Annotated in this window: 17 protein-coding genes; 12 read left to right on the forward strand and 5 right to left on the reverse strand. The window is 68.1% G+C overall.

The window, feature by feature from the left end:
• Positions 1 to 17: 17 nt before the first annotated feature.
• Genes BZG35_RS04090 through BZG35_RS04100 form a run of 3 tightly spaced genes read right to left on the reverse strand, consistent with a single transcriptional unit; the run spans position 18 to position 1,761 of the window.
• Complete coding sequence (locus BZG35_RS04090; RefSeq protein WP_077354487.1) at positions 18 to 806, reverse strand: GIN domain-containing protein; 789 nt, start codon at positions 804 to 806, stop codon at positions 18 to 20.
• Positions 803 to 1,396 (reverse strand): DUF1700 domain-containing protein, encoded by a 594-nt coding sequence (locus BZG35_RS04095; RefSeq protein ID WP_077354488.1) that lies wholly within the window; start codon positions 1,394 to 1,396, stop codon positions 803 to 805. Before BZG35_RS04095 ends, BZG35_RS04090 begins: the two co-directional genes overlap by 4 nt.
• Positions 1,393 to 1,761 carry a PadR family transcriptional regulator gene (locus tag BZG35_RS04100; RefSeq protein WP_077354489.1) on the reverse strand — a complete coding sequence of 123 codons (369 nt, stop codon included), beginning with the start codon at positions 1,759 to 1,761 and terminating at the stop codon, positions 1,393 to 1,395. The genes BZG35_RS04095 and BZG35_RS04100 overlap by 4 nt, the downstream gene beginning before the upstream one ends.
• Positions 1,762 to 2,058: 297 nt before the next feature.
• Here BZG35_RS04100 and coxB point away from each other — a divergent pair, with 297 nt between their 5' ends.
• The 11 genes from coxB (at position 2,059) to BZG35_RS04150 (ending at position 12,148) form a co-directional block, all read left to right on the forward strand.
• Positions 2,059 to 3,051 (forward strand): cytochrome c oxidase subunit II, encoded by a 993-nt coding sequence (gene coxB, locus BZG35_RS04105; RefSeq protein WP_216351880.1) that lies wholly within the window; start codon positions 2,059 to 2,061, stop codon positions 3,049 to 3,051.
• Positions 3,052 to 3,069: 18 nt separating this feature from the next.
• Positions 3,070 to 4,752, forward strand: a complete 1,683-nt coding sequence (gene ctaD, locus BZG35_RS04110; protein WP_077354491.1) for a cytochrome c oxidase subunit I — start codon at positions 3,070 to 3,072, stop codon at positions 4,750 to 4,752.
• A gap of 67 nt (positions 4,753 to 4,819) precedes the next feature.
• A complete protein-coding gene (cyoE, locus tag BZG35_RS04115) occupies positions 4,820 to 5,791 on the forward strand; it encodes a heme o synthase (protein WP_077354492.1) in 972 nt (323 codons plus the stop codon).
• Between the two features lie 3 nt (positions 5,792 to 5,794).
• Complete coding sequence (locus BZG35_RS17850; protein WP_171981875.1) at positions 5,795 to 5,971, forward strand: hypothetical protein; 177 nt, start codon at positions 5,795 to 5,797, stop codon at positions 5,969 to 5,971.
• Positions 5,971 to 6,531: a cytochrome c oxidase assembly protein gene (locus BZG35_RS04120; protein WP_077354493.1), complete on the forward strand. Its 561-nt coding sequence runs from the start codon at positions 5,971 to 5,973 to the stop codon at positions 6,529 to 6,531. Before BZG35_RS17850 ends, BZG35_RS04120 begins: the two co-directional genes overlap by 1 nt.
• 61 nt (positions 6,532 to 6,592) lie before the next feature.
• Positions 6,593 to 7,465 carry a cytochrome c oxidase subunit 3 gene (locus BZG35_RS04125; protein ID WP_077354494.1) on the forward strand — a complete coding sequence of 291 codons (873 nt, stop codon included), beginning with the start codon at positions 6,593 to 6,595 and terminating at the stop codon, positions 7,463 to 7,465.
• Positions 7,466 to 7,472: 7 nt separating this feature from the next.
• Entirely contained in the window at positions 7,473 to 7,868 is a 396-nt protein-coding gene (locus tag BZG35_RS04130; protein ID WP_077354495.1) for a DUF983 domain-containing protein, read from the forward strand.
• Positions 7,861 to 8,580, forward strand: a complete 720-nt coding sequence (locus tag BZG35_RS04135; protein WP_077354496.1) for an SURF1 family protein — start codon at positions 7,861 to 7,863, stop codon at positions 8,578 to 8,580. The genes BZG35_RS04130 and BZG35_RS04135 overlap by 8 nt, the downstream gene beginning before the upstream one ends.
• 50 nt (positions 8,581 to 8,630) lie before the next feature.
• Positions 8,631 to 9,842, forward strand: a complete 1,212-nt coding sequence (locus BZG35_RS04140) for a pitrilysin family protein (RefSeq protein ID WP_150125927.1) — start codon at positions 8,631 to 8,633, stop codon at positions 9,840 to 9,842.
• A 25-nt stretch (positions 9,843 to 9,867) separates the two neighbouring features.
• The gene (locus BZG35_RS04145) at positions 9,868 to 10,464 is read left to right on the forward strand and encodes a GNAT family N-acetyltransferase (protein ID WP_077354498.1); all 597 of its coding nucleotides are present in this window, start codon (positions 9,868 to 9,870) and stop codon (positions 10,462 to 10,464) included.
• Between the two features lie 16 nt (positions 10,465 to 10,480).
• Positions 10,481 to 12,148 carry a bifunctional diguanylate cyclase/phosphodiesterase gene (locus tag BZG35_RS04150; RefSeq protein WP_077354499.1) on the forward strand — a complete coding sequence of 556 codons (1,668 nt, stop codon included), beginning with the start codon at positions 10,481 to 10,483 and terminating at the stop codon, positions 12,146 to 12,148.
• Here BZG35_RS04150 and BZG35_RS04155 read toward each other — a convergent pair.
• Positions 12,145 to 12,714 (reverse strand): YqgE/AlgH family protein, encoded by a 570-nt coding sequence (locus BZG35_RS04155; RefSeq protein WP_077354500.1) that lies wholly within the window; start codon positions 12,712 to 12,714, stop codon positions 12,145 to 12,147. The genes BZG35_RS04150 and BZG35_RS04155 overlap by 4 nt on opposite strands.
• A gap of 130 nt (positions 12,715 to 12,844) precedes the next feature.
• On the opposite strand from BZG35_RS04155, the gene BZG35_RS04160 reads away from it, so the two are divergent.
• Positions 12,845 to 13,330, forward strand: a complete 486-nt coding sequence (locus tag BZG35_RS04160; protein WP_077357810.1) for a peroxiredoxin — start codon at positions 12,845 to 12,847, stop codon at positions 13,328 to 13,330.
• A 36-nt stretch (positions 13,331 to 13,366) separates the two neighbouring features.
• Here BZG35_RS04160 and BZG35_RS04165 read toward each other — a convergent pair whose 3' ends face one another.
• Entirely contained in the window at positions 13,367 to 15,247 is a 1,881-nt protein-coding gene (locus BZG35_RS04165) for an ATP-binding protein (RefSeq protein ID WP_253189263.1), read from the reverse strand.
• Positions 15,248 to 15,267: the final 20 nt, after the last annotated feature.

Raw genomic sequence — 15,267 nt, forward strand, 5'->3', positions numbered from 1 at the left:
AGGGAGAAACCGTTGCCCTACCCCAGGCTTACCTCACCGGAGCCCGAGACGTTCTGGTTCACGGTGGCGGGCCGCGTCGTCACGTCGACGTCGCCCGAGCCGGAGATGGCGATGTCGGCCCGGCCGGACGGAGCGACGCGGGCGTCCCCCGAGCCGGCGATGGCGACATTGGCGTCGGTCGTCGCCAGCGCCGACAAGTCCGCGTCACCCGAGCCCGAGATGTCGAGCTCCAGCGCTCGCGCCGTGCCGTTTGCCCAGACCTCGCCCGAACCGGAGATGTCCACCGTCAGGGTCTCCTGGTCGTAGTCCTTCAGCGTCAGGTCGGCCGAGCCCTGCAGGTTGAAGGTGTGGACGCCGGGCGCGGTGACGACGATGCGAACCGCTTCGGACTGGGCCCACATGCCTCGGCCATTCTTATTGCGCCCGTAGACGACCGTCTCGTGGTTCGGGCCGTCCGCGTCTTCGGCGGCCCAGGTCAGGCGGCCGTCGATGAGCCGCACCTTTTCCACGAGGTCGGCCGGGCCGGTGACCGTCACGCCCGGGGTGTCGCCCTGGACATAATCGACATCGGCGGACAGATCGACGGTCAGGGTGTCTCCACCGGTCCAGGCGATCTGGCGCGTCACGTCCGCGCTGCGCTGGTCGTCGGCCCGCTGGAAGCGAACCGTGTCGCCGTCCTCGTCCTTGAAGGTCCAGGCCCAGCCGTGGCGGGCCAGATCCCGGCCGCCGAGGGCGAAGGCGCCGCTGAGGGAGGCCGTCGCCAGGACCAGGCCTGCGGCGGCGATGATGAACAGGGTGCGGATCATGCGGGGTCTCCCACGGCAGGGGTGATGGTTTGAGGCTCGAGGGCGGGCTTCAGCAGGCGGTAGTGCAGGCGGGCGAACCAGATGATGCCGTTGACCAGCCAGATGGTCAGGATCGCCACCAGGGCCCCGGCCGAGGCCGCCGCGGCCATCAGTCCGAGACCGGCCAGGATGGCGGCGAACGCTCCGCCCGGAAAGCCGGCGAACGGTCCCGCCACCATGATGGCCCCACCCGAGACGAACAGGGCGATGGCGGCGATGCCGAACCCGAACAGGGTGCCGACCACACCCATCAGGATCGGCAGCAGGATCAGGATGTCGATCGCCCCCAGGCCGAGCACCGCGAAGACGGCGGCGGCGGCGGCGGAGGGGTTCTTTTCCTGGTGCCAGCGCTGGGCCCCGGCCTCGGCCCGGAGTTCGCGGGCCAGGCGGTCGGGATCGCCGAGCGCGGCGGCCACCTCGGCCTCGGTCCGCCCGGCGGCGGCACCGTCGGTGAAGTGCGTCTCGTAGTCGTTGAGAATGTCCGCGGCGGTCGAGGTCGGCAGGCCGACCAGACCCTTCTTCAGGCGGGCAAGGAATTCGGCGCGCGTCATGCGGGCTCTCCCGGTTGGGCGGTGGCAGGGGCGGGGACGACGGGATCGTTGGCGACGATCGCGTCGACGGCGCGGGTGAAATGGGTCCATTCGGCCGACTGGGCGGCCAGGGCGGCCCGGCCCGCCGGGCTCAGCCGATAGTATTTGCGCGACGGGCCCGAGGACGATTCGACCAGATAGGTCTCGACCAGGCCGTCGCTCTGCATCCGGCGCATGAGCGGGTAGATCGTGCCCTCGCCCATGTCGATCGCGTCCGACAGGCGGCTTGCGATCTCGTAGGCGTAGCTGTCGGCACGCGCCAGAAGCGCCAGAACACACAGGCCCAGCACCCCCTTCTTCAACTGTATCTCTATGGTTTCGGGCATGTCCGACCACCTCCTTTGATTTCTGAAGGCTATCGCAAGGTATCGTGCGCTGCAAGGTAGCTGTCCTAACATGACAGCGATTTAATGGTCGGGTCGGGTGTGACATTCGCCGCATGCGGCGACGGAACGCGGCCGTATCGCTTGGCAAGGCCGAAGCGAGCCGATATGGACCGCGCTTGAAATCGCCGGGCCCCTCCCCAGAGGCCGGGCGGGGCGACGTAATGTCGTGGCCTGATCGCTGATGTAATGAGGATGTTTCGCATGGGCCAAAGGGTCCCGAATTCAGGCACGCGAGCCATGAGCAAGACCGGTGGCCTTCTGGGCGCCGCTTCGCTCGCCGTCTTGTTAGCCACCCCCACGTGGGCGCAGGACCTCATGGGTCAGCCGACGCCGGGTGGCATCGATCTGCAGCCGGCCGCCTCGCCGCTCAAGCATGAGGCGATCTGGTTTCACAATGTCATCCTGATGCCGGTCATCGTCGGCATCTGCGTGCTGGTCCTGGGCCTGCTGGCGTGGATCGTCTTCCGCTACAACGAAAAGTCGAACCCGGTTCCCGCCAAGTGGAGCCACAACACGGTGGTCGAGATCGTCTGGACGGTCCTGCCGGTCATGATCCTGGTCGGTATCTCGCTGTTCTCGTTCCGCCTGCTGTTCGCCTACCACGACACGCCGCCGGTCGACCTAACGATCAAGGCCACCGGCAACCAGTGGAACTGGGCCTACGAATACCCGGATCAGGGCGTGTCGGAATACATCTCCAACATGCTGCCGGAAGACGAGGCCGGGCAACGCGGCGTGCCGTTCCGTCTGGCGGTCGACGAGCCGATCGTCGTGCCGGTCGGCAAGACCGTGCGCGTTCTGGTGACGGCCGCGGATGTGATCCACTCCTTCGCCCTGCCGGCCTTCGGCCTGAAGACCGACGCCATCCCGGGCCGGGTCAACGAGACCTGGTTCCGCGCCGAGCGCACCGGGATCTTCTACGGACAGTGCTCTGAGCTGTGCGGCGTCGATCACGCCTTCATGCCGATCCAGATCAACGTGGTCTCCGAAGCCGAGTTCGCGGCCTGGGTCGCCTCCAAGGGCGGCTCGATGACCGCTGCAGCCGATGCGGCCGCGACCGCCGCTGCAGCGACTGCCGCCGCCGCCGTTCCTGCCGCGCCCGCCACGGGCGAGGCCCCCGCCGCCGCCGGTTCTGCCGTTCCCGCAGCGACCGAGGCTCCCGATCCCGCCGCCCCTACGACCGCTCCCGCGACGCCGGCGCCCGCCGCCGCCGCACCGGCCGCCCAGTAACGCGAGCCCGAGACACACATGGCCACCGACATCACCGCCGACGATATCGCTCATACGCCCGGGCACGACGCGCACGCCGAACATGACCATAAGCCGGGCTTCTTCACCCGCTGGTTCCTGTCCACCAACCACAAGGACATCGGCACCCTGTACCTTCTGTTCGCCATCATGGCGGGCATCGTGGGCGGGGCCCTGTCCGGCCTGATCCGCTGGGAACTGGCCGAGCCGGGCATCCAAATCTTCACCGAGGGCTCGGGCGTCGCCCTGATGGGTCTCGTCGAACAGTCCAAGCACGGCTACAACGTCGTGGTCACGGCCCACGCCCTGATCATGATCTTCTTCATGGTCATGCCCGCCATGATCGGCGGCTTCGGCAACTGGTTCGTGCCGATCATGATCGGCGCGCCCGACATGGCCTTCCCGCGCATGAACAACATCTCGTTCTGGCTGCTGGTGGCCGCCTGGATCCTGCTGTGCCTGTCGCTGTTCGTCGACGGGGGACCGGGGCGCGGCTTCGGCGGCGGCTGGACCATCTATCCGCCGCTGTCGACCAGCGGTCACACCGGACCGGCCATGGACCTGGCGATCTTCTCGCTGCACGTCGCCGGGGCCTCCTCGATCCTGGGCGCCATCAACTTCATCACCACCATCTTCAACATGCGCGCGCCGGGCATGACCCTGCACCGCATGCCGCTGTTCGCCTGGTCGGTGCTGGTCACCGCCTTCCTGCTGCTGCTGTCGCTGCCGGTTCTGGCCGGCGCCATCACCATGCTGCTGACGGACCGCAACTTCGGCACCAGCTTCTTCGATCCGGCCGGCGGCGGCGACCCCGTCATGTTCCAGCACCTGTTCTGGTTCTTCGGCCACCCCGAGGTCTACATCCTGATCCTGCCGGGCTTCGGCATCATCAGCCACATCGTCTCGACCTTCTCCAAGAAGCCCGTGTTCGGGTACCTGGCCATGGCCTACGCCATGGTGGCCATCGGCTTCGTCGGCTTCATCGTGTGGGCCCACCACATGTACACGGTCGGCATGAGCGTGAACCTGCGGGCCTATTTCATCGCCGCGACCATGATCATCGCGGTGCCGACGGGGGTGAAGATCTTCAGCTGGATCGCCACGATGTGGGGCGGTTCGGTCAGCTTCAAGACCCCCATGCTCTGGGCCATCGGCTTCATCTTCCTGTTCACCGTCGGCGGCGTGACCGGCGTGGTCCTGTCCAACGCCGGCATCGACTACAGCCTGCACGACACCTACTACGTCGTGGCCCACTTCCACTACGTGCTGTCGCTGGGGGCCGTGTTCGCGATCTTCGCCGGCTTCTACTACTGGTTCGAGAAGATGTTCGGCGTGAAGTACAACGAGTACCTCGGCGCGACCCATTTCTGGATCATGTTCGTGGGCGTGAACATCGTCTTCTTCCCGCAGCACTTCCTGGGCCTGCAGGGCATGCCGCGCCGCTACGTCGACTATCCCGACGCCTTCGCCTTCTGGAACCTGGTGTCGTCGTGGGGCTATGCGATCACGGCCGTGGGCGTGCTGGTCTTCCTGATCATGCTGGCCGAGGCCGCGATCCGTCGCCGCGCCGGCGTCGCCAACCCCTGGGGCGAGGGCGCCACGACGCTGGAGTGGACCCTGTCCTCCCCGCCGCCGCACCACCAGTTCAACGAGCTGCCGGTGGTCAAGGCCGACGTCCACTAGACCCGTTCCGTTCATGCCAAGGACGAGGGCCGTCTCCCGACCGGGAGGCGGCCCTCTGACATTTCAAATGACCCAGACCCCTGCAACCGACACGCCGACCGTCTCGACCACCCAGCCGGAGGACTATTTCCAGCTGCTGAAGCCGCGCGTGATGTCGCTGGTGGTGTTCACGGCCCTGACCGGGCTCGTCGTGGCCCCGGGCGCGATCAATCCCTTCGTCGGCGCCATCGCCGTGCTGTGCATCGCCATCGGGGCCGGCGCGGCGGGGGCCTTCAACATGGCGCTGGAAGGCGAGACCGACGCCCTGATGCGCCGCACGCGTGGCCGTCCCGTGGCGGCCGGACGGTTGAAGAAGAACGACGCCATGGCCTTCGGCGTCGTGCTGTCGGTCTTCTCCGTCATGCTGCTGGGCATGAACACCAACTGGTTCGCGGCCGGTCTGCTGCTGGCGACTATCGTCTACTACGCCGTCTTCTACACCCTGATGCTGAAACGGCGGACACCCCAGAACATCGTCATCGGCGGCGCGGCCGGGGCCTTTCCACCGGTGATCGGCTGGGCGGCCGCGACGGGGGACGCGCCGTGGCAGGCCTGGCTGCTGTTCGCCATCATCTTCCTGTGGACCCCGCCCCACAGCTGGGCCCTGGCCCTGTATTCCACCGGCGACTACGCCAAGGCGGGCATCCCGATGATGCCGGTGGCGCGCGGGGCCAAATCGACCCGGCTGCAGATCCTGCTCTACAGCCTGGTGCTGGTGCCCGTGGCCATCGCGCCGGGCTTCACGGGTCTGGGCGGGCCCGTCTACCTGGCCGTTTCCATCGGCGGCGGCCTGATGTTCCTGGTGCTGGCGCTGCGGATCTGGCGTTCGCGCGCCGGGGACGCTCCGGACAAGGCCGAGGCCGTGGGGCGAGAGGCCGCATTGTATGACGTGCGCGCAGAGGCCAAACCGGCGCGCAATCTTTTCGCCTTCTCGATCCTTTATCTGATGGCCCTGTTCGCGGCCCTTCTGGTCGAGAGCTTCGGCCTTCCCGGGATCTGATCCATGCCTGTCTATCTGACGCCTGAACAACTCGCCGCCCGCAACAAGCGCAGCCTCTGGATCGCGCTCGGACTGGTGGCCTTCATCCTGCTGATCTTCTCCACCACCTTCCTGCGGATGCAGCGCAACCTGGCGGATCGGGAGGCCCAGCAGCAGGCGATCGCGGAGCGCTCGCGCTGATGAAGCCGAAGCTGAGTTCCAAGAACGCCATCGCCCTGGCCTGCGCGGCAGGGGTCTTGACCATGACCGGCGCGGCCTTCGCCGCGGTGCCGCTCTATCAGCTGTTCTGCCAGGTGACGGGTTTCGACGGCACCGTCCGTCGCGCGGACGCCGCCCCGACCGAGATGCTGGACCAACTGGTGACCGTTCGCTTCGACACCAATGTCCGCAACCTGCCGATGACCTTCCGCGCCGAGCAGGTGACGCAGAAGGTCCGGATCGGCGAGACGGGCCTGGCCTATTTCGACGTCACCAACACCTCGGACCAGCCGATCCAGGCGCGCGCGGGCTACAATGTCGTGCCGGAGCGGACCGGCCAGTATTTCCAGAAGCTGCAGTGCTTCTGTTTCGACGACCAGACGATCGCCGCCGGCGAGACCCGCAAATTCCCGGTCCAGTATTTCGTGGCCCCCGAGATGGCCTCCGACGCCGAGACCAGAGGCGTTCAGGAGATCACGCTCAGCTACACCTTCTATCCCGTATCCGACGACGAAACGCCCGCCACCACTGGCGCGGGCTGATCGGCGACGCTATAGCCGCTGCCAACCGCCCCATCTGACGATTTCAGAGACCGTAAGACGCATGGACCACGCTTCTCCCAAGCACGACTACCATCTGGTCGATCCCAGCCCCTGGCCGCTGATCTCTTCCATGGCGACCGTCGTCATGATGGTCGGCGCGGTAGCCTGGATGGCGGGCGTCTTCGGCCTGCCGGAAGGCACCAGCTGGCTGTTCTTCGCCGGTCTCGCGGGCGTGCTCTATGCCGCCTTCGGCTGGTGGTCGGACGTGATCAAGGAAAGCCGCCGCGGCGACCACACCCCGGTCGTCTCGATCGGTCTGCGCTACGGCATGACGCTGTTCATCGCGTCGGAGGTCATGTTCTTCGCGGCCTTCTTCTGGATGTTCTTCGAGATGGCCGTGTTCAACGAGGCGCGCGCCCACATTCCCGAGATCGGCAACTGGGCCGACACCGCCGCCGCCTGGTCGACCTGGCCGCCCAAGGGCGTCGAGGTGCTGGACGCCTGGCAGCTGCCCCTGCTGAACACCGTCATCCTGCTGCTCAGCGGCACGACGGTCACCTGGGCCCACCATGCGCTGCAGGTCGGCGACCGTCAGGGCGCGCGGCTGGGGCTGATCATCACCGTGATCCTCGGCGCCATCTTCACGACCGTCCAGGTCATCGAATACCAGCACATCCTGCATGAGAATCTGTTCTTCAACGAGGAAGCCATCAACTCGGGCCTGTATGGTTCGATCTTCTTCATGGCGACGGGCTTCCACGGCTTCCACGTCCTGCTGGGCACCATCTTCCTCGTGGTCTGCCTGGGCCGCCTGCTGGCCGGTCAGCTGACCCCCCAGAAGCATTTCGGCTTCGAGGCGGCGGCCTGGTACTGGCATTTCGTAGACGTGGTCTGGCTGTTCCTCTTCGCCTTCGTCTATGTGACGTTCGGCTAAGGACGCATTGACCGGCGCTCCGCTCGAACCCGAAGCGACCCAGCCGGCGCGTATCCATGCGATCCGCGCCGGTTTGCTTTGCCGCTGCCCTCATTGCGGCAAGGGCCGGCTGTTCGCGGGGTTCCTCAAGGTCGTGGACACCTGCGCCGTGTGCGGGTTCGATTTCACGCGATTGAACACCGGCGACGGGGCCGCGATCTTCGTCATGCAGATCGCCGGGGGGCTGGTCGTGTTCACGGCCCTGTTCACCGAGATCGCCTATTCGCCGCCCATGTGGGTGCACCTGATCATCTTCCTGCCGCTGGTTCTGGTCCTGTCGCTGGGACTGATGCGACCGGGCAAGGGCGTGATGATCGCCCTGCAGATGCGCAACAAGGCCGGGCAGGCCAGCCGCGATGACTGACGCCCCCGCGGCCCGGGGCCGCTTCCCGCTCCTGCTGACCGTCTTCATCGCGCTGTGCGTCTGCGTCCTGTGCGGATTCGGCGTCTGGCAGGTTCAGCGACTGCAGTGGAAGGAGGGCCTGATCGATCAGGCCGAGACCGCGGCCGCCCTGCCGCCGGCACCCCTTTCGGAGGTGCTCCAGGCCTCTGACCCGGAGTTCCGCAAGGCCGTGGTCGTGTGTCGGGGTCTGCCGACGGCTGCTTTCGTCGAGCTCCAGTCCATCCATGACGGCGACCCCGGACGGCGGCTGATCTCGGCCTGTGTGCCCGAGGGGCAGACCCGGACCTATCTGGTGGACCGGGGCTTCCTGCCGGACGCCGTGACGGCGCGGCCGCGCGTCGTCTCCTCGACTCTCCCCCTGGCGCTGGCCGTCGAGTTGCGGCGGACCCCGCCCCTCGGGGCGATGGTGCCAGCGCCGTCGCAAGGGCGGTTCTTCGGTCGGGACAATGCGGCGATTGCGACCGCCCTGGGCGCGGCCGACCCGGCCGAGTTCACGCTCTTCGCGTTGACTTCGGCCAATCCGGAGCTTCCGGCTCTGGTCGCCTCGGCCCCCCCGGCGGCCTTTTCCAACAACCACCTCGGCTATGCGATCACCTGGTTCGGCCTGGCGCTGGCCCTGATCGGTTTCTATGTGGCCGTCCTGCGTCGTCGCAATCGAAAGCTCCAACCCTGACCGCCACGATCCATACCCTCTCCAACGGCGTCCGCATCGTCTGCGATCCCATGCCCGGCCTGCGCACCCTGGCCCTGACCGTCGCGGTGCGGGGCGGAACGCGGTGGGAAAGCGAGAGCCGGTCTGGCTGGTCCCACCTGCTGGAGCATCTGGTGTTCAAGGGCGCGGCGGACATGGGGGCCCGCGACATCGTCGAGCGGATCGAGGCCGAGGGCGGCTCGATCAATGCTGCGACCGGCTACGAGCGCACGAGCTACGAGGTCCGCGCCCTCGACGGGTCCCTGGCGCTGGCCATGCAGGTGCTGTCGGACCTGGTGTTCCGGCCCAGGCTGGACGCCGCCGAGATCGAGCGCGAGAAGGACGTGGTCGCCCAGGAGATCGCCGAGGCCTTCGACACCCCCGACGACCATGTGTTCGAGATGGCCCAGACCATGGCCTTCGCCGGCCAGGCGATGGGACGTCCGATCCTGGGGTCGGTCGAGAGCCTGAAGCCGGTCGACCGGGCCGCGATTGAGGCCTGGCGCGCCCGGCTGTATTCGCCCGACCGGATGGTGGTGGCCGTCTCGGGCGCGGTGGACGAGACCGAACTCCTGGCCCTGGCCGAGCGCTGGTTCGGCGACGCCGTGGCCATGCCGGCCGATGCGGCGGAGCCCGCGACCTTCACGGGCGGGGCGGCCACGCTGAGCCGCAAGATCGAGCAGGCCAACCTGGTGTTCCAGCTGCCCTCCATCCCGGTCCACGATCCGGCCATGCCGGCCATGCGGCTGTTCAGCGAGATTCTGGGCGGGGGCATGGCGTCGCGCCTGTTCCAGAGCGCCCGCGAGGATCGCGGTCTGGCCTATGCCATCGACGCCTATCACGAGCCCTATGACGACACCGGCGTGCTGGGCATCTATGCCGGGGCGGCGGCCGACCGCTCGCTGGAGCTGGCTCAGGTCTGCGCCGACGAGCTGCGGGATCTGACCGACAGGGGCCCCACGGACGCCGAGCTCTCGCGGGCCAAGGCGGTGCTCCGCGGCGGCGTGTGGATCTCGGACGAAAGCCCGGCCAGCCGCGCCGGCCGCAACGCCGCCCAGACCCTGATGTTCGGTCGACCCGTCGCATCGGACGACACCGTGGCGCGGCTGCAGGCCGTCACGGCCGGCGATCTGCGCGCCGTCGGACAGCGGGTCCTGGCGTCGGGACGGGCGGCGACAGCCGTGCTGGGTCCCAAGGCGGCGGCCCCGGCCGGTCGCGCCTTCGCGGAACGACTGGTCAACTGAGCGGCGACCGCGTTAGTCTGTCCCCATGGCCCTGCTGGACTGGATGACGGATGCGACCGGTCCCGTGGTCGAGGGCCAGGGGGTGCTGCTGCGCCCGCCACGCGCCAGCGACTATCCCGCCTGGTCGGAGCTGCGCGAAGCGTCCCGCGACTATCTGCAGCCGTGGGAGCCGTCCTGGCCCGACGACGACCTGACCCGGGCGGCCTTTCGCCGTCGGCTGGGCGTCTATGCCCGGGAAATGGAGCTGGGCCACGCCTGGCCGTTCTTCGTCTTCGATCCACCGGGCCGGACGCTTCAGGGGGCGATCACCCTGTCGAACGTCCGACGCGGCGTCGCCGAAACGGGGACGCTCGGCTACTGGATCGGACAGCCCTTCGCGGGGCGAGGCGTCGGAACGGCGGCGGTCAGGGCCATGACGCGCTTCGCCTTCCAGTCCGCCCGGTTGCACAGGCTGGAGGCGTCCTGCCTGCCGACCAACCTGGCGTCGCGCCGCGTGCTTGAAAAAGCGGGCTTCGTGAAGGAGGGCGAGGCGCGGGCTTATCTTAAAATTAACGGCGCATGGGCAGATCATGTGCTGTTCGGCCTGGTGTGCGACGACCCCCTCGTGCGAACCCACGCCTGAAGGACCAGTGACCGTTTTGAACCCGCGATCCCGAAGTCTGACCTGGGACGCGACGACCGCGATCGAAGCGCTGGCGGCTGCCGATTCGGCGCTGTGGATCTGGACCCCTGCCGAAGACTCGATGCGCTTCACCGGCGCGACCCGCTCGCTGGGGCTGGGACCGCTCGCCCCTGACTGTTCCGGCGCCGCCTTCATCGCCCTGGCCCTGCCGCAGGATCGGTCTCTGGCCGAACGGGTCCTGAAACCGGCCGAGGAGGGCACCGAGGTCGCCGTTCGCCTGCGCATGCGGGGCGCTGAGACCTGTCTCTGGCGGGGCGTGTGGCTCGAGGATGGTCTGCGCGCCGCCGGGATGGTGGCGATGGAGACCAAGATCGCGGGGTCGGACAAGGATCTGCTGACCGGCCTGCTCGACCGCCGGACCTTCCTCGCGCGCGTGACCGAGACCCTCACCGCGCCGGGCGAATATGACATGGTCGTCGCCGACATCGATCGGCTGCGTCGACTGAACGAGGCCCTGGGCCACGATCGGACCGACATGGTGATCTCCGCCCTGGGGTCGCGGATGTCGGCCGCCTTCGCCAACGAGGCCTCGCCGGCGCGGATCGGCGAGGACGAGTTCGCCGCGATCGTGCCGCGCGGCCTCGGCAACGCCGCGGACCGGCTGCGCGAGGCATTGGAACAGCCGCTGCGCGTGGCGGGCTTTGATATCTACCCGACCGTCTCCATCGGCGCCGTGACCTGCGAGGGTGGACCAGACGCCCCTGATGCGGCCGAACTGCTGCGCCGGGTCGAGCTGGCCGTCGGGTCGGCCAAGAAACTGGGTCGGAGCGGGGTGGCCGTCTATGGCCGGGCGCTGGAAAGCGACAGCCTGAGTCGGCTGGCGCTTGAAGCCGATCTCAGGAACGCATTCGTCCGGGGCGAGATCGAGCCCTTCTACCAACCCATCGTGAACCTCAACACCGGCGCGGTGGCGGGGTTCGAGGCCCTGGCGCGCTGGCGCCATCCCAAGCGGGGCCTGGTGCCGCCGGACGAGTTCCTGGGACTGGCCGACGAGATGGGCCTGATGAACGAACTGGGTCTGATGATGATGACCCAGTCGGCGCGCCAACTGGCGGACTGGCTGCAGCGCCATCCGATGGCCGGGAAACTGTTCTGCAGTGTGAACCTGTCCGTCGGCGAGATCGAACGCCCCAATCTGATCGAGGACGTGGCCCGGGTCATCCGCGAAACCGGCCTGCCCAAGGGGGCGCTGAAGCTCGAGGTCACCGAGGGCGACATCATGCGCGACACGGCGTCCGCCGCCGTGATCCTGCAGAAGCTGAAGGACGTCGGGGCCTCTTTGGCCCTCGACGATTTCGGCACGGGCTTCTCGTCGCTCAGCTACCTGGCCCGGCTGCCTTTCGATACGCTGAAGATCGACCGCTATTTCGTCCTGACGATGAACAAGGACGAGGGCTCGGCCAAGATCGTCAAATCGGTGGTCAACCTCGGCCGCGACCTGTCGCTGGAGGTGGTGGCCGAGGGGGTCGAGAACGCGACCCTGGCCAAGCTGCTGCTCGACGCCCAGTGCCATTACGGCCAGGGCTTCGGCTATGCGCCCGCCCTGCCGGCCCAGGAGGCCGAGGTCTATCTGAACGAAAGCCTGTCGGACGGGGCCGCGCCGCTGAAGGCGCGCTCGGCCTAGGCCCGGCCGCTCTGGCTGGACAGCCGGGCCGCATCGACCCCGATCCCGGCCAGGGCGCGGCTCCATTTGGTCTCGAAGTCGGTGTCGAACAGCAGGTCCAGATCCGGCTCGGCGGTCAACCAGACATTGTCGGCCAGTTCCTCTTCCAGCTGACCGTCCCCCCAGCCGGCATAGCCCAGAACCAGGACGGCGCGCCGGGGCCCGACATGACGGTCGGTCATGGCCGCCAGCGCCTCGCGCGTGGCGGTCAGGGCCAGGCCTTCGGTGACGGGGGCGGAGCTGTCGTGCACGGTCCAGTCGTCGCTGTGCAGGACGAAGCCGCGTTCGCGTTCGACCGGACCTCCGATCAGGACGGGCGTCTCTGCGGTGTGCGCCGGGGCGGGCACGTCGAGCTTGCCCAGGACGCTGTTCAGGGTCACGCCGGGCGCGGGACGATCGATGCGCAACCCCATGGCATGATCGGGGCCGTGGGCGCAGACGAGGATCACCGCGTGCTCGAATCGCGGGTCGCCGATGCCGGGCATGGCCACGAGCAGACGGCCGGCGAGGGACTGGAAATCGATCATGGGCGAATGATCGGGTGCAACCCGGCTCGGCGCAAGGTGCGGACCTATGATCTCGCTTGGCGCAACGCCCTGCGCCGACTACAGGACGGGCATCGGGCGCATGCCGCCGTCCTGTCTCGGAGATTTCCTCATGACCATCCAGATCGGTGAACGCCTTCCTCACGCTGTCCTGATGACGCCGACACCGGATGGTCCGCGGCCGGTCCAGACGGAAGAGTTCTTCAAGGGCAAGACGGTGGCGCTGTTCGCCGTCCCCGGGGCCTTCACCCCGACCTGCTCGGCCCGGCATCTGCCCGGCTTCGTCGACAACAAGGCGGCTCTGGCCGACAAGGGCGTGGACGTCATCGCCTGCCTGTCCGTCAACGACGCCTTCGTGATGAAGGCCTGGGCCGAGAGCCAGAGCCTGACCGAGGCCGACGTGGTCATGCTGGCCGACGGCAGCGGCGACTTCACCCGCACCCTGGGCCTGGTGCTCGATGCCCGCGGTTTCGGCATGGGCGAGCGGTCGCAGCGCTATTCGATGCTGGTCCGGGACGGTGTGGTCGAGCAACTGAACATCGAGCAGGGCGGCGAGTTCAAGGTGTCCTCGGCCGAGCATCTGCTCGCCCAGCTGTAGGTGACGCGGCGAAGGTCACCGCGGTGACCTTCGCGCTCAGGCGGCGACGAAGTCCGCCTCGGCCGACGCATCGGTGTCGCCGGCCGTCAGCACCTGGTCGAGCGCTGCCAGCAGCGTGGCCGGCGTCAGGGGCTTGGAGACGAAATAGTTCATGCCCGCGGCCGTGCAGGCGGCGATGTCTTCGGCCGACGTGTCGGCGGTCACGGCGATGACCGGAACCTTCGCGTTCCGACCGCCCCCGGCCCGCAGGCGACGGGTGGTCTCGCGCCCATCCAGTTCCGGCATCCGAACATCCATGAAGACGACGTCGAACAGGGCGGTCTCGCACTGGGCGAGCGCGATCAGGCCATCGGCCGCGGTCGCGATATCGCAACCCAGCGGTGCGAGGATCAGCTCGATGGCCCGACGGTTGATGTCGTGATCGTCGACGACCAGGATGCGAAGGGGCCGATCCTCGGACTCTTCGTCGATGGTGCCAAGCTCGGCCGGCGTTCGGGTCTCCGGCGTCGCGACCGGCGGGGGGGCGGGTGACGCGGCGGCAGGATCGGCGAGGGGGGCCCTGTTCGCACGGGGGGCGAGGCTGCGCAGGATGTCGCCGCGGCCGTCTTCGCTCAGGGGCGAGGCAACCAGGGCGTTCGCGTTTCCCTGTGGCATCATCAGGGACAGGGTGAAGGCCGCGCCGGCACCCTTGTGGCTGCGGGCCGTCAGGCGTCCGCCCATGAGCTGGGCCAGATCGCGGCTGATCGACAGACCCAGCCCCGTCCCCCCATGTCGGGCGGACACCCCTTCGGCCGTCTGATCGAACGGGGTGAACAGCCGGTCCAGCTGATCGGCCGTCATGCCCGGCCCGGTATCGGCGACCTCGATCAGCACGGCATAGTGTCCCGGTTCTTCCACCCAGGCCTTCAGCCGCAGCGTGATCGATCCCTTCGACGTGAACTTGACGGCGTTCGAGATCAGATTGTTCAGAACCTGGCGCATGCGGATCGGATCGCCGCGGACGCTGGCGGGGACGCTGGAGGCCCCTTCCAGACCCAGGGCCAGGCCCTTGTTCCGGGCTTCGCCCTGCCAGAACATCACGGTCTGGGCGATCAGGCTGCGCAGGTTGAAATCGACCACCTCGACCGTCATGCGCCCGGCCCCAAGTTTGGCGTGATCGAGCAGGTCGTCGAGCAGGGCCTTCATCATGATGCCGGCGTCGGTGATCAGGGCGGCCTGATTGCGGGCCGCCCCGTCGACCGCGCCGCGTTCCAGCTCGGCCGCGCCCGTCATGATGGCGCTGATGGGGGTGCGCAGGTCGTGGCCCACGGCGGCCAGGAAGGCCTGGCGACTGGCCATGGCGGCCTCGGCCTCGGCCCGCCGCCGGTCCGCATCCAGACGGGCGGCTGTTTCAGCCTCGGCAGCGCGGTCGATGTGCTTCCAGGTGGACAGGCAATAGGCCCCGAAGACCGCGAAGGCGACGCAGACGGCCGTGACGAAGGCGGGCGAGGCTCCGTACCAGGCCATCCAGAACGGCATGGAGAGCATGTAGAGGAAATGCGGCGTGGTGGTCACGAACAGCACAAGGCGCGATCGGGGTGAGTTCAGGGTCCCGTAGATCGCACCGGAGACGCAGAGGATCGCCGCGCAGACGCCCCCCATCGGCCCGCCCAAATGCCACAGCGGGATGGAAAGACTGCCGAACAGGGCTGCATTAAGAAACAGCAGGCACCAGGCCACAGCGGTTCTCAACCGCCCCATCTTTTCGGTCCGGCCGCTGGTGATCGGCGAGAAGATCGCCAGGTCCAGCCCTTGAACCACGAAATAGAGCGCGACCCAGGCCGCGCTGAAGGCCCAGCCGAAGATCGGGGCGAAAATCATGGCGGTGGCGGCGCCCATGCCCAGCCGCTGGAGCAGGGCGCGTCGGCGGCGGCGCACGGCGGGTGCCCAGCCTGGAG

Origin of the sequence: Brevundimonas sp. LM2, assembly GCF_002002865.1 — a bacterium.
GTDB lineage: Bacteria > Pseudomonadota > Alphaproteobacteria > Caulobacterales > Caulobacteraceae > Brevundimonas.